Origin of the sequence: Paenibacillus sp. JGP012, from assembly GCF_014203995.1 — a bacterium.
Classification (GTDB): domain Bacteria; phylum Bacillota; class Bacilli; order Paenibacillales; family Paenibacillaceae; genus Paenibacillus; species Paenibacillus silvae.
This window is the reverse complement of the sequence record NZ_JACHKG010000050.1, coordinates 14,903-29,263: the sequence shown is the minus strand read 5'-3', so window position 1 is coordinate 29,263 and position 14,361 is coordinate 14,903. Positions and strand designations below refer to the sequence as shown.

General features: G+C 49.3%; 10 protein-coding genes and 11 tRNA genes. 18 read left to right on the top strand and 3 right to left on the bottom strand.

From position 1 onward, the window contains the following. The first annotated feature begins 11 nt into the window (after positions 1-11). From HNR77_RS29060 to HNR77_RS28975, 18 genes are all read left to right on the top strand, one after another. A tRNA-Asp gene (locus HNR77_RS29060) sits at positions 12-89 on the top strand. A 35-nt stretch (positions 90-124) separates the two neighbouring features. Further along, positions 125-197 (top strand) — tRNA-Phe (locus HNR77_RS29055). 23 nt (positions 198-220) lie between these two features. Next, positions 221-296, top strand: a tRNA-Thr gene (locus HNR77_RS29050). Between the two features lie 7 nt (positions 297-303). After that, positions 304-389: transfer RNA gene (locus HNR77_RS29045), tRNA-Tyr, on the top strand. 10 nt (positions 390-399) lie between these two features. After that, positions 400-472, top strand: a tRNA-Lys gene (locus HNR77_RS29040). A 12-nt stretch (positions 473-484) separates the two neighbouring features. Next, positions 485-565: transfer RNA gene (locus HNR77_RS29035), tRNA-Leu, on the top strand. A gap of 11 nt (positions 566-576) precedes the next feature. Beyond that, a tRNA-Gly gene (locus tag HNR77_RS29030) sits at positions 577-651 on the top strand. A gap of 5 nt (positions 652-656) precedes the next feature. After that, positions 657-733: transfer RNA gene (locus tag HNR77_RS29025), tRNA-Arg, on the top strand. A gap of 25 nt (positions 734-758) precedes the next feature. Next, positions 759-837, top strand: a tRNA-Leu gene (locus HNR77_RS29020). A 7-nt stretch (positions 838-844) separates the two neighbouring features. Further along, positions 845-918: transfer RNA gene (locus HNR77_RS29015), tRNA-Pro, on the top strand. 14 nt (positions 919-932) lie between these two features. Next, a tRNA-Gly gene (locus tag HNR77_RS29010) sits at positions 933-1,003 on the top strand. Between the two features lie 370 nt (positions 1,004-1,373). Next, entirely contained in the window at positions 1,374-3,239 is a 1,866-nt protein-coding gene (gene iolD / locus HNR77_RS29005) for a 3D-(3,5/4)-trihydroxycyclohexane-1,2-dione acylhydrolase (decyclizing) (RefSeq protein ID WP_184191418.1), read from the top strand. A gap of 102 nt (positions 3,240-3,341) precedes the next feature. Then, the gene (gene iolE / locus HNR77_RS29000) at positions 3,342-4,244 is read left to right on the top strand and encodes a myo-inosose-2 dehydratase (RefSeq protein ID WP_184191417.1); all 903 of its coding nucleotides are present in this window, start codon (positions 3,342-3,344) and stop codon (positions 4,242-4,244) included. A 53-nt stretch (positions 4,245-4,297) separates the two neighbouring features. Next, positions 4,298-5,308, top strand: a complete 1,011-nt coding sequence (gene iolC, locus HNR77_RS28995) for a 5-dehydro-2-deoxygluconokinase (RefSeq protein WP_184191415.1) — start codon at positions 4,298-4,300, stop codon at positions 5,306-5,308. Positions 5,309-5,419: 111 nt separating this feature from the next. Further along, positions 5,420-6,895 carry a CoA-acylating methylmalonate-semialdehyde dehydrogenase gene (locus HNR77_RS28990; protein WP_221444040.1) on the top strand — a complete coding sequence of 492 codons (1,476 nt, stop codon included), beginning with the start codon at positions 5,420-5,422 and terminating at the stop codon, positions 6,893-6,895. A 92-nt stretch (positions 6,896-6,987) separates the two neighbouring features. Next, on the top strand, positions 6,988-8,040 hold the full coding sequence (gene iolG / locus HNR77_RS28985) for an inositol 2-dehydrogenase (protein WP_184191413.1): 1,053 nt from the start codon (positions 6,988-6,990) through the stop codon (positions 8,038-8,040). A 338-nt stretch (positions 8,041-8,378) separates the two neighbouring features. Beyond that, positions 8,379-9,185: a 5-deoxy-glucuronate isomerase gene (gene iolB, locus HNR77_RS28980; protein ID WP_184191411.1), complete on the top strand. Its 807-nt coding sequence runs from the start codon at positions 8,379-8,381 to the stop codon at positions 9,183-9,185. Between the two features lie 133 nt (positions 9,186-9,318). After that, positions 9,319-10,350: a LacI family DNA-binding transcriptional regulator gene (locus tag HNR77_RS28975; RefSeq protein WP_184191409.1), complete on the top strand. Its 1,032-nt coding sequence runs from the start codon at positions 9,319-9,321 to the stop codon at positions 10,348-10,350. 166 nt (positions 10,351-10,516) lie between these two features. On the opposite strand, the gene HNR77_RS28970 is transcribed toward HNR77_RS28975, so the two are convergent. The 3 genes from HNR77_RS28970 to HNR77_RS28960 form a co-directional block, all read right to left on the bottom strand. Continuing rightward, positions 10,517-12,496, bottom strand: a complete 1,980-nt coding sequence (locus HNR77_RS28970) for a methyl-accepting chemotaxis protein (RefSeq protein ID WP_184191408.1) — start codon at positions 12,494-12,496, stop codon at positions 10,517-10,519. A gap of 356 nt (positions 12,497-12,852) precedes the next feature. After that, a complete protein-coding gene (locus HNR77_RS28965; protein WP_184191406.1) occupies positions 12,853-13,212 on the bottom strand; it encodes a hypothetical protein in 360 nt (119 codons plus the stop codon). A 303-nt stretch (positions 13,213-13,515) separates the two neighbouring features. Next, positions 13,516-14,316, bottom strand: a complete 801-nt coding sequence (locus HNR77_RS28960) for a DUF4261 domain-containing protein (protein ID WP_184191404.1) — start codon at positions 14,314-14,316, stop codon at positions 13,516-13,518. Positions 14,317-14,361 lie beyond the last annotated feature (45 nt).

Here is a 14,361-nt window from a genome sequence, read left to right as displayed (position 1 = left end):
GAAAGTGATCTGGAACCGTGGTGTAGTTGGCCTAACATGCCTGCCTGTCACGCAGGAGATCGCGGGTTCGAATCCCGTCGGTTCCGCCATTCTTAAATGCTTCAGGGATGAGAATCCTTAATATGGCTCGGTAGCTCAGTCGGTAGAGCAGAGGACTGAAAATCCTCGTGTCGGCGGTTCGATTCCGTCCCGAGCCACCTTGAATATAACAATTTGATACGCCGGTGTAGCTCAACTGGTAGAGCAACTGACTTGTAATCAGTAGGTTGGGGGTTCAAGTCCTCTCGCCGGCACCACTTTTATGGAGGATTAGCGAAGTGGCCAAACGCATCAGACTGTAAATCTGCTCCCGTACGGGTTCGGTGGTTCGAATCCATCATCCTCCACCAGTTTTATTATGAGTCATTAGCTCAGTTGGTAGAGCACCTGACTTTTAATCAGGGTGTCGAAGGTTCGAATCCTTCATGACTCACTTTTATTATATGCGCGTGTGGCGGAATTGGCAGACGCACTAGACTTAGGATCTAGCGTCTTTGACGTGGGGGTTCAAGTCCCTCCACGCGCATCCTTTATTTTGCGGAAGTGGCTCAGCGGTAGAGCATCGCCTTGCCAAGGCGAGGGTCGCGGGTTCGATTCCCGTCTTCCGCTCCAATTTTGCGCCCTTAGCTCAGCTGGATAGAGCGTTTGACTACGAATCAAAAGGCCGGGAGTTCGAATCTCTCAGGGCGCGCCATTATTTTCACTAAAAGAATAACTATGCCGGCGTGGCGGAATGGCAGACGCGCTCGACTCAAAATCGAGTGGGAAACCGTGGAGGTTCGAGTCCTCTCGCCGGTATATATAACGGGATGTAGCTCAGCTTGGTAGAGCACCTGGTTTGGGACCAGGGGGTCGCATGTTCAAATCGTGTCATCCCGATTTTTTTGTTTTATGCGGGTGTAGTTCAATGGTAGAACTTTAGCCTTCCAAGCTAATAGCGTGGGTTCGATTCCCATCACCCGCTTTATATATTGAGAAGAAAGAGACAGCTGATGCCGTCTCTTTCTTTTTTTTTTGATCATAGAAGCAGCGTTATTTCCATAGTTCATGGTCTACCTTCCTTACCCCTGTGATCCTCCAGCCTGCCTGACACGATACATTCATCAACTAGAAAAACCATTTAGCCTTGATCTAAACTTATCGTAAGCCCCCCTTTACACCCTTATTTTACTGAAATCATCTCTATTTTTAATAAAACGCTTACAAAAATAGCTTGCGAAAATGCTCAGCCTGTAATACCATATGAATTAAGCGCTTAACCTTTAGGGGTAAGGCGCTTAAACTTAACTTAGATTAAGCGCTTAACCCGTAAAGGAAAGGATGGCGATCATATCATGACAACGATTCGACTTACGATGGCTCAGGCTCTGCTTCGGTATCTGGATCAGCAATATATTTCAGTAGACGGGGTAGAAACCAAATTTGTTAAAGGCATTATCGGAATATTCGGACACGGTAACGTAACAGGGATTGGGGAAGCACTGGAGCGCAGTCCTGGAAGCCTCACATATATGCAGGGGAAAAATGAACAGGGCATGGTGCATACAGCAGCAGCTTACGCCAAACAGAAGAACCGTAAACAAATCTATGCATGTACAACGTCCATTGGACCAGGTGCATTGAATATGATTACAGCGGCAGCGACAGCAACAGTGAACCGGATTCCGGTATTGCTTCTTCCTGGAGACAACTTTGCTACACGTGAACCGGACCCAGTGTTGCAGCAGCTTGAAGTCAGCAGTGACTATACGATCTCTGCTACGGACCCGTTCAAAGCGGTCAGCAAATACTGGGATCGTATCGTTCGTCCAGAACAGCTGATGGTAGCTGCTGCAAATGCGATGCGGGTGCTGACAGACCCGGCTGAAACAGGTGCTGTAACCCTGGCATTGCCTCAGGACGTGCAGGCAGAAGCCTATGATTATCCTGAATCATTTTTTGCCCGCAAGGTGCATTATCTCGATCGCAGGCCCCCTGTGCCTGCAGCGATCGAACGGGCAGTAGATGAGATTGCTCGCGGCAAAAAGCCATTGCTTGTTGCTGGTGGCGGGGTACTGTACTCCGAAGCATCGGCTCAATTGATCGAATTTGCTGAGACTTTCGGCATTCCAATGGCTGAGACGCAGGCCGGAAAGAGTGCAGTAGCTTGGGATCACCCGCTGAATGTGGGAGCTATCGGGGTAACCGGTTCTCTGGCAGCCAATCGTTTGGCTAAAGAAGCGGATGTAGTGATCGGCGTGGGCACAAGATTTTCCGATTTTACAACGGCGTCGCATGCAGCTTTTCAACATCCGGAAGTGAAATTTATTAACATCAACTTGAATAGCATGGATGCTGCCAAGCTGGGCGGAGAAGCGATTCTTGCAGATGCTCGTGAGGGATTACAAGCATTGCAGAAGGGATTACTGGCCAAACAGTATCACACTGGCTACGGGACATCTGAGGTAGCGGAGCTGCGTGATCAATGGACTGCGGAAGTAGATCGGCTGTACGCTGTACAACATGAAGCTGGTCTTGCACAGACGACAGCAGTTGGCATCGTAAACCGTACAATTGATCCATCTTCGGTCATTATCTGTGCGGCGGGAAGCCTTCCAGGTGATCTGCATCGCCTGTGGCGTGCGGCTGAACCTAAGACCTACCATATGGAATATGGTTTCTCATGTATGGGATACGAGGTTAGCGGAGCATTCGGCGCAGCACTTGCAGAGCCGGAGCGTGAAGTGTACGCCATGGTAGGTGACGGCAGTTACCTGATGCTGCATTCCGAGCTGGTGACAAGCTTGCAGGAACAGAGAAAGATGACTATTCTCCTGTTTAATAACAATGGATTCCAATGCATTCATAATTTACAGCGTGAACACGGCAGTGACGGGTTTGGGAACGAGTTCCGTTATCGTGAGGCAGAAAGTGGCCGTTTGACCGGAGACTATATGCCAATGGATTTTGAAGCTCACGCACGCAGTATGGGAGCCAAAGCATATCGAGCAGAAACCGCCGAGCAGCTGGAGCAGGCAATCCGTGATGCCAAGAATGAAACCGTAACGACCTTGATTGAAATTCCGGTTGTACCGGGAACCAACACAAGCGGATATGAATCATGGTGGAATGTCGGTGTACCTGAGGTATCTGTGGAGGAAAAAGTAGTTCGTGCTCATGAGGCGATGAAAACCAATCGCGGCAAAGCAAAACTTGTTTAAACGGATTTTATATATTCATCCATTGCATTGATTTTTCATGACATAACGATAGATTACACAGATCGTGTTATTAAGATGACCAACCAAAGGAGCCGTGAAACCATGAGCAAGCTGCCATTTCAGCTTGGGATTCATCCGATCAACTGGGTCGGCGAAGATGTAAAGGAGCATGGTGATGACACCACTTGTGCCCAGATTCTCGATGATATTCAGCGCCTGGGATTGACCGGTACAGAGATGGGCCGCAAATATCCGACTGATCCAGCAACCTTGCGTGAGGAATTGAGCAAGCGAAACATTAAACTGATCTCTCAGTGGAAATCCGTGCTGTTCTCTGATCCGGCATATCGCCAGGCAGAACTGGATGACTATCGCAGGCATGCGGAGTTTCTGCAATCCATGGGCAGCAAGGTGATAAGCACCGCGGAAGTAGGCGGGTCGCTTCATTTTGATCCAAGACGGACACCGAATGAAAAAGAAGTGCTTAGACTCAGCGATGCCGAATGGCATGTTCTTGCTGAAGGCTTGAACCAGGCGGGAGCTATCGCTCAGGAGTATGGTTTGAAGCTCACCTATCACCATCACGGGGGCACGGTCGTTGAACAGCCGGAGGAAATTGATCGTTTGATGGAGCTGACAGACCCTTCACTGGTGTACTTGCTCTTTGATACAGGCCATGCCTATTATGGCGGAGCTGACCCGCTTGAAGTATTGCGTAAACACTATGACCGGATTGCCTATATTCATCTGAAAGATATCCGGCCGGATGTGCTGGACCAGGCGCGAGCAGAACAATCAGATTTTGTTGGCTGCATTCGAAGAGGCGTGTTCACCGTACCGGGAGATGGATGCATTGATTTTGAACCCATTCTGCAAGAGCTGATCAATCGCGGTTATGATGGCTGGGCGATGCTTGAAGGAGAACAGGACCCGGCGATTCACAATCCGTATGAGTATGCGAAGCGCTCCCTGAGCTACATGGAGTCTCTGTATCAGCGCAGTTAAAGACAAGGAATTAACTTATATACAATTTCACGATAGAAAGGGGCTCTTACACGATGACTTACGTATCCTTTCCGGCCTCAAGGAAAAAGGATTTCACGGCCATTGGCCGCTTGTGTATCGACTTGAATGCCAATGAGATTAACCGCCCGATGGAAGAGACGATGACGTTCACCAAATATGTGGGTGGTTCTCCGGCGAATATTACGATCGGGATGTCCAGACTCGGGATGGAGACTGCCTTTATCGGCAAAATTGCAGGTGACCAGATGGGCCGCTTCATCCAAAGTTATCTGGAGAAAAACGGGATTGATACCTCCAATGTGGTGACGGACAACACGGGCGCAGTAACTGGTCTTGCTTTTACAGAAATCAAGAGTCCGACAGACTGCAGCATCCTGATGTATCGCGACAACGTGGCCGATCTGTTATTACAGGCAAGCGAGGTACAGGAGCAGCTGATTGCGGATTCCAAAGTATTGCTGATCTCCGGTACAGCTCTGGCACAGAGTCCTTCCCGGGAAGCGGTTCTTCAAGCCCTGACCTATGCCAAAAAACATGGTACTGTCATTGTGTTTGACCTGGACTATCGTCCATACACATGGACATCGGATGAGGAGACAGCGGTCTACTACAACCTTGCTGCCGAGAAGTGCGATATCATCCTGGGTACACGGGAAGAATTCGATATGATGGAGACATTCGAGCACAACCCGGAGCATAGTGATCAGGTGACAGCTCAGAAATGGTTTGATTTTTCAGCCAATATTGTGGTGATCAAGCACGGCAAGGAAGGCTCCATTGCCTATACACGCGAAGGCCTGTCGCATCGGGCAAACAGTTACCCTGCTCGTGTGGTCAAAACGTTTGGCGCAGGTGACTCCTACGCCGCAGGATTCCTCTATGGTTTGATGCAGGGCTGGACAATCGAGCGCAGTATGAGTTATGGAAGTGCAGCGGCAAGTATCGTCATCTCCAGCCACAGCTGCTCGGATGCGATGCCAACCGTTGAACAAGTGAATGACTACATCGAACGCTGCGACCGGGGCGAGATAATTCCGTCCTAAGCGGCACATACGATAGATTGAGTGATCTGGCGAAGAACATTGGATAGGAAGAGGCACAAGAAACGTGCATGAAGCGCATAAGAAGCACATAAACGAGGGGAGACAGCACACATGGGAAAAGGGACTTCAGAAGCGTCTGCAGCAGTGACGAATGTACAAAACTGGATCGGGGGAGCTTGGGTAGCCCCGTCAACAACCTGGACTGAACCGGTAGTAAACCCGGCTACAGAGGAGATTATTGCATACGTACCGTTGTCCGAGCAGGCTGATGTGGATCTGGCCGTGCAGACTGCACGCGAGGCATTCAAGTCATGGAGCAGCACACCGGTGCCCCGTCGTGCTCGCATTCTGTTCCGCTATCAGCAATTGCTGGTGGAGAATTGGGAAGAGCTGGCGAGACTGGTCACATTGGAAAATGGTAAAAGCTACGCCGAGGCGTATGGAGAGGTACTGCGCGGCATTGAGTGCGTTGAGTTCGCAGCAGGTGCGCCGAACCTCATGATGGGTAAGCAGCTGCCTGATATCGCTACAGGGCTGGAATCAGGCATGTTCCGTTATCCGATTGGCGTAATTGGCGGAATCACCCCGTTCAACTTCCCGATGATGGTACCTTGCTGGATGTTCCCGCTGGCGATTGCTTGCGGCAACACCTTTGTTCTGAAGCCGTCTGAGCGTACACCGCTGCTGGCAGGACGTTTGGCAGAGCTTTTCAAGGAAGCAGGGCTGCCGGATGGTGTGCTTAACATTGTGCACGGTGCACATGATGTAGTTAACGGATTGCTCGAGCATAAAGAAGTCGCGGCGATTTCCTTTGTCGGATCACAGCCTGTTGCGGAATATGTGTATAAAACAGCATCTGCTAATGGCAAACGTGTTCAGGCACTGGCTGGAGCGAAAAACCACTCCATCGTTATGCCGGATGCTGATCTCGATCTGACCGTTAAGGAGATCACCAGTGCGGCCTTTGGATCAGCGGGTGAACGCTGCATGGCTTGCTCCGTGGTCGTTGCTGTTGGTGATGTGGCAGATGCCCTCGTACAGAAGCTGGTCGAAGCTGCGGATCGCATCAACATTGGTAACGGTATGGACGAAGGTGTGTTCCTTGGCCCGGTCATTCGTGGTCCTCACAAAGAGCGCACACTGGGTTACATCGAATCAGGCGAGCAGGAAGGCGCAGCATTGATTCGGGATGGACGGAAGGATCAGGCTACTGACGGTTCCGGTTATTTCGTAGGGCCAACGGTCTTTGATCATGTAGATAGCACGATGAAAATCTGGAAAGATGAGATCTTTGCTCCGGTGCTTTCGGTGGCAAGAGTAGAGACATTGGAGGAAGCTGTTGAACTGGCAAACCGTTCGGACTTTGCCAACGGGGCATGTCTGTTTACTCGCAGCGGTGCGAATATGCGCCAGTTCCGTGAAACAATCGATGCGGGTATGCTTGGTATTAACCTGGGCGTTCCGGCACCGATGGCCTTCTTCCCATTCTCCGGCTGGAAGAAATCATTCTATGGAGATTTGCACGCTAACGGCACCGATGGTGTTGAGTTCTACACACGTAAAAAAATGGTAACCACACGCTGGTAGTCGTGAAGACACAGTGCAGTGTTTACATGTAGGGGCTGAGTGAGAGCTCAGCTCATTAACACCATAGGGACGCATATAGGGAGGATAACGGAATGGGCAAGGACAAAGTAAGAATTGGTATCATCGGGGCCGGACGGATCGGTAAAATTCATGCGGACAACCTGCTGCGTCATCCGCAGGCGGAGATCGTGGCCATCAGTGATCTGTTTGCAGGTCCTGAACTGGAGGCATGGGCAACTGAACGCGGCATCTCTGTAGTAACCAAGGACAGCAGCGAGCTGATTGCAATGCCGAATATTGATGCTGTGTTGATCTGTTCCTCAACCGATACACATGTGCCTCTGATCGAGCAAGCGGCTCAAGCGGGCAAGCATATTTTCTGTGAGAAGCCGGTCAGCATGGACTTGTCCCAGACGGAAGCGGCTGTAGCAGCTGTAGCGAAGGCGGGCGTGAAGCTCCAGATCGGATTTAACCGGCGTTTTGACCATAATTTCAGAAGAGTACGTTCACATGTGCTGGAAGGCACTATTGGTGATCCGCATATACTCAAGATCACTTCCCGTGACCCGAGCCCGCCGCCAGCGGAGTACATTCGGGTATCTGGTGGAATTTTCATGGATATGATGATTCACGATTTCGATATGGCCCGTTATTTGTCAGGAAGTGAAGTAGAAGAAGTATATGCCAAAGGCAAGGTGCTCATTAATCCGGTGTTCGCAGAGCATGGCGATGTGGATACGGCCATTGTGACGTTGACATTTGCGAATGGAGCGATTGGCGTGATTGATAACAGCCGTCAGGCTGTGTACGGATATGATCAGCGTGTCGAAGTGTTCGGTTCGCTGGGCAGTGTGGCGGCGGATAATGACCATCCGAATACGGCACAGATCAGCACAGCGGCTGGACTGATGCGTGATAAACCGCTGCACTTCTTCCTTGAACGTTACAACGAAGCTTATGTGCAGGAGACAGCTCTGTTCATTGATGCGATTATTCAGGATAAACCGGTAACTGTGGACGGAAATGATGCGGTACAGGCTGAGCGAATCGCCTTGGCAGCCAAGCTGTCTGTGGAGCTGGGAAGACCCGTGAAGATGAGCGAAGTCCAAGGTGCATTGCAGGGCTCGCAGTCCGCAGTGCTGTAGCATCTGGCAAGCAACGATATCTATATAAATATATAAGTTGAACTAAAGATTTTACACCATCCACTCCGATGACAGAACAACCTTCCAATCGCTGTTATCCCCAGATTTTTTTGATTCCCTTTTCCAAAGGGAAAAATCCGGTGATAAAGGCGACCGCTACGCTTTTTCCGGTTTTTTCTGTCCTCTCCGTTAACGTGTAAATGAATAGTTCAACTTATCTAGGTCACGTGTCAGGTTATATGAACTGAGCGTTCGTTAGTTGTATTATGCAATGAAAAAATTACGCAAGAACAAACACTACCAAGTAATGAATGAATCTGGAAGGAGTGGATCGCAGCATGTCAGAACTTATCGTTAAACCGGCCGTGAACCCGGAGGCAGATGGAACAGTGTTAACCGTAACTCCAGAGTCTGCTGGCTGGGAATATGTCGGATTTCAGGTGGCGAAGCTTGCAGCTGGGGAGAAACTGAGCCGGGAGAGTGGCGACCAGGAGCTCTGTATCGTGCTTTTGAGCGGGCTTGCGAATGTGAGCACGCGTGAACAGACATGGGAGAACATCGGGAAACGAATGAGTGTTTTTGAAAAGATTCCTCCGTACTCGGTCTATGTCTCCGCATCGGATCAGGTGCAGGTTACCGCACTTACCGATCTGGAGATCGCAATCTGTGCAGCACCGGGGAAAGGCACCTATCCTTCGCGCCTGATTGCACCCGAGGATGTGGGTGTGGAAGGCCGCGGTTACGGCAACCTGGAGCGGCATATTCATAACATTTTACCTGAGCAAAAAGAAGCAGACAGCCTGCTGGTCGTTGAAGTGTTCACACCAGACGGTCACTGGTCAAGCTATCCGCCGCATAAACACGATCGGGATGCACTCCCGGATGAATCGTTGTTGGAGGAAACGTATTATTTCCGCGTACAGCCGGAGCAGGGCTTTGCGATTCAACGTGTCTATACCGATGACCGCTCTGTAGACGAGACACTTGCTGTGAAGAACGGTGAAGTGGTGCTTGTGCCGAACGGATATCATCCTGTAGGTGCCCCTCCAGGGTATGAGGTGTATTATCTGAATGTGATGGCAGGACCAACCCGGACATGGAAATTCCATAATGATCCCGATCATGAGTGGTTGTTCAAAAAGTAAAGGTAAAAGTAAAAGTAAAATTAATAAGTAATTTCGTCTTCACATTGCGTAAGCAGTATTCCCCCTTCATAATAAGAAGAGAATAATCATCTATGTATAATGAATTTATATATAGCACAAATGGGGAAAAACGATGAAAGCAACCATTTACGATATAGCACGCGAGGCGGGGGTATCCATTGCTACCGTCTCTCAGGTCATAAACGGCAAAGGCAAGATCAGCGAGAAACGCCGCGCCGAGATTATGGAGATCATGGAACGCCTGCACTATCAGCCGAGTGCGATTGCCGCTGCCCTGACTGGCAAGCAGACATACACACTGGGTTTGCTCGTCCCCGATATATCCAATCCTTATTTTGCCGAGCTTGCCCGGGCCGTGGAGGATCGCAGCCGCCAGCTAGGGTATAGCGTAGTCATCTGCAGTACGGATAACAAGGACGAGCGGGTGGAGCGGTACCTCAATCTGTTGCAGCAAAAAAGAGTCGATGGCATGATGATCGGAACAGGGATCGATAACGCCGAGATTCTGTCACCGCTGCTGCAGCAATCCATGCCTGTTGCGTTGATTGCTCGCCATATGCCTGCTCTGTCGGTGCATACCGTCACCATTGACGACAGGCTGGGCGGAACTTTGGCTGCACAGCATCTGCTGGAACTGGGGCACACACGCCTGGCAGTTCTGTCAGAGCCGTCCAAAGTCAGCAGCAGTCAGGAGCGGGTGCGCGGCTTCCGCGAGGCTCTTAACAAGGCAGGACATATGCTGGAGCCGATTCAGATTCGCGAATCGGCAGCAGATCTCGGTTCAGCTAAACAAGAAGCGCTAAGACTGCTCGGCGAGCAGAACTATCCCACTGGCCTCTTCTGCTGTAATGATATCCAGGCGATTGGTGCACTTCAAGCGGCCAAGGAATTAGGTCTGCGTGTGCCGCATGATGTATCCATTATCGGATTTGATAACACCATTCTCGCTTCCGTAACGAATCCGCCGCTGACAACGGTTGCCCAGCCCATAGAGGATTTGGGGCGCCATGCAGTGGATCTGCTTATTGACGAACTCAAGGATGGAATACAGGCCGAACAGACAACCGCGCAGAAAATTGTGCTCAAGCCAGAGCTGGTTGTTCGAGATTCGGCAGGCCAAGCACCAGCAGTTCAGGGCAAGTAAGCATAGCAAATAGACCTCATCTCACCAAATGGTGGAAGTTGAGGTCTATTTGCTATGTTATGCTGCTCAATTCTGACATGTCATCTTGGTGCATTTCATTCGGAATCCAGCGAGCAGTGCATTGGCGTGCTTTCTTTCAGGTTTTCCATAACCCGTCAGAGTACAGCTACACTTTAAACTTCTTCACCTCGGCTGCAAGTGCCTTCGATTGCTCCGCTAGTTCATTCGAACGTTCAGCGATGCTGGTGATGTAATTGAATTGCTCCTGTGTGGAGGAAGCTACTTCCTCCGTAGAAGCGGCGCTCTGCTCCGACATAGCGGCAACGCTGGAGATGATCTCGGCCACTTTGCCTGCATTGTCGTCCAGCTCTGTAGTCGCAGAAGATACTTGCTTCAGCTGTTTTTCAATCCCGTCGATAGACTGCTTGATTCGAACAAAGGACTCACGCATCTCGTGCACAGCAGCGACCTGCTGCTCCATCCCCTGTTCTGCAGCATGAACTTCACCTACGCTCAGACCGCTGGCTGTCTGAATTTCCTCAAGCAGCACGATAATTTCTTTGGCCGAGTCGGCCGATTGTTCCGCGAGCTTGCGAACTTCCTCAGCTACAACCGCAAAGCCGCGCCCGTGTTCTCCCGCCCTTGCTGCTTCAATAGATGCGTTCAGCGCCAGCAGATTGGTCTGGGAAGCAATGCCCTGAATCATAGCGACAATACCCTCGATTTTCTGCGATTTGTCTGTCAGCAGCGTAATCGACTCACCCACCCGATCCATTGAATGGCGGTTGCCATCGGCAAGCATAACCTGGTGCTCAACAGCTTGCAGACCCGCAAGCATAGCTTCTCCTGCTTCGCGCATCATCACGACAGATTGTTCGACACTGTCGTTAATACCACCAACACTATCGCTCATTTCAGCCAGGCGCCCTGAACCATTGTAGACGGATTCAGCCTGCGTACTGGACCCTTGAGCCAGCTCGTCTGTTGCAATCGAAATCTGCTCTGCGATGCGTTTGGTGTTATCTGTATGCTCCTGCATTTCTTCCGAGATCGTGTGGACTCGTTCAGCTGAGCCGGTAACTTGACGCAGCAGTGTGCCGAGTTGATCAGACATCTGATTAAATGCGCTGCCCAGTTCGGCAAATTCATCCTTGCCCTTAGCCTTCACTCGCCCCGTGAAGTCACCCTCAGACATTTGTATGGAGGTTTGATGCAGTTGCTTCAACGGTTTGATAAACAGAGCAGCAACCCAGTAAGCCCCGGCCAGTACAGCCAGCAGTGTTACACCAATGATGAGAATGTAATTATTACGCAACTGGTAAAATTCGGCGTATGCGAGTTTCTCTGAGATAACAGAACCAATCACCCAGCCTGTACTCGGAATCTGTTTGTAAAACAGCAGGTAGCCTTCGCCATTATAATGGAACGATCGCTGGCCTGAAGCATTGCTCTGCATATCTGCCAGCATCGGACTTAATTCGGAATTTTCTTTAGCAGAAGTGTTTACGAGTTTAGCGTCAGGATGAGCCAGAAGCAGCCCGTTCCTATCTATTAAGAAAGAGTATCCGAGTCCGTTCAAATTTATTTTTTCTACCGTATCCGTTAATGTCGACAGTAAAAGAACGCCGGAAACGACACCTTCCAGATCACCTTGCTTGTTGTGTACTGGCATCGCCATGGATACAGCATACTTTTGGGTCATCATATCCTGATAAGGATCAGTGAATATTAAAGCATTGGATTGTTTGGCTTGTTCATACCAAGGACGCTGACGGGGATCATAGCCAGCTTCTGGTGTCCAATCTGATCCATTCATGAAGGCGCCGTCCTTTTCGGAGCCGAAATACAAATCGGATAAATTCTGTTGGTTATTGCCCATGTTCATGATTTTAAAATAATCTTCGGTAAGTGTGCCTTCAGGCACCGCTTGCTCAATGACAAAGCCTAAGGTCTCAACAACCTTGGCATTGCTGTCAATCCATCCTTCTAATTGGTTGGTCGCGGACGTCATTAATCCATTCAGAAGAGATTCAACATTGCGAGTGGCCTGATTTTCTGTCTGATAGAGACCGAGAAGGGCAAGAGGCAGTGCAGTAATTAGCACTGCGGCCAGAAACATTGCCATTAATTTGGGTTTGAGCTTCATCTAAATTTCCTCCTAGTGTGTTAATTCTCTGGTGAATGAAACTCGTGTCATACTGGCAGAGCTCCTCTCACCCTCTGCATTTTCCGACCCTGAATCTGTTGAAATTCGCTTAATGCTGTTATATCTCTACTAGTTTGAATTCCCCCGCAAGCATAATAGCTATCATCATTGTGTAGGGAATAACCCCAGCATATGAAATAAATCGACAATACTCATTCAAAATGTATAGTATGGTTCCATACCATTCTTAAAAAAGTTTTGAAATCGGGGTAAAGATCAGGACAATAAAAAAGGGTGCTTCCAGAAGGAAACACCCTTAATGTGTATAGGAGTATAGCGGGGAACAAGCTGCTTAATTAATTCAACAAAAATGCCAATGCCTCATCGTACGTTTCCCATTGAAATTCAGTCTGATGTTCTGATTCTTTCGAGATGCGATGAAGCTGCATCTTGGCTATGGCTCCGCCGACAGCTACACTCGCTCGTTTCATGCCGAGGTCTTTGAGAAGTTTTTGATGCTCGACAATTTTCTCCTTGGTATCCTGTGGAAAAGCCTTCATATGTATCATATTGACCAGCACATCAAATGAGTTCCCCAGTTGCGGAGCCATTTCCTCGACCTGCGCATTGACTTCTTCAACCTGCTCTGGTGACACGATCCCTTCCCAAGTAATCTCAATAATCGGTTTCGTTGAATCTAAACGTCTGACTGACATATAAGCAGCTCCTCATTCATAAGTTTATGTATTATATAAGTCTATTAGCCTATTAATTATACTATCTTCTACACTGAATAAACATGGATTTCATATGATTGTAGTTCTTATGGACTACATGTTTCTATGTGAGTAAAATACAGTTAAATGAAGGGTCTCTCTCAGATGCATCATGTATGTCGGATTGCAAACGCAAGTGGAATGCCTATTACAGAAAGCCGCCCAGGAATAAATTCCTGAACGGCTCTTATCTAAGGTCATTATACGTATCATTCTGAATGCCAGAGCCCACCAGGAGGGAGGCTACAAGCCAATCTTCAAGCTGTCTCCTTCAGTAGCGATGCCCTTGGAGCGAGTAATGCTTAGCTTTTGTTGCTCCGTGAATCCGAGAGTTTCCCCATCATGCAAGGTAACGTTATTCTCCACCACGTAGGTTGTAGTCATAAACATCATTTCGAACACATCACTTAACGGCTTTGACGAACCAATGATCTCCATCTCATCTTTACCGAAGTTGCACAGTCCGTATGTATATGCGGAAGCGCCCGCTTCGTTCTGATACAGGCCGATGAACACCCAGAGCGGGACAGGCAGTTCACCTTCTTTAAGACCGTGGCTCACTTCTACATACTGTCCTGCTTCAACAACAAGCGGGGACATATAGATTGCGAGCGCATGATCAAGCTGTAACAGTGCTGAGGCAGTTCGGGTGAAGAGGGCATGACCTTCAATTGCGTCCGCTGCATTCAGTACAGAGACGATGATCTGAGACTGATGCCTTGATGTCACCTGTTCGGCTTCGGGCCAGAGGATATTTAACCTGGCATTCTCTTCAACCTCCTTATTCGGAACAGGAGCAGCGATGTGAGCACACACGACCTGCATCCCGTCAACTTCAAAGAAGAGATTGCCTTCCTCGGCACGTTCTTCAATTTTAATATTCCATTCTCTCTCCATGTTACGGATAAAAAGCTCAAAATCACAGTCTTCCCGTTCCAGCAGCACAAATCCGACAATGGTTTGACTATGATCTGTTCGCTGGGCCGCAGCGACGGATTCAACGTTCTCCTTTTTGCGCCGACGTAGCTTGTCAAACAGTCCCATGATCTGTTCTCCTTCCTGCTTCCAGATTCATCTGGTGATAGGTAT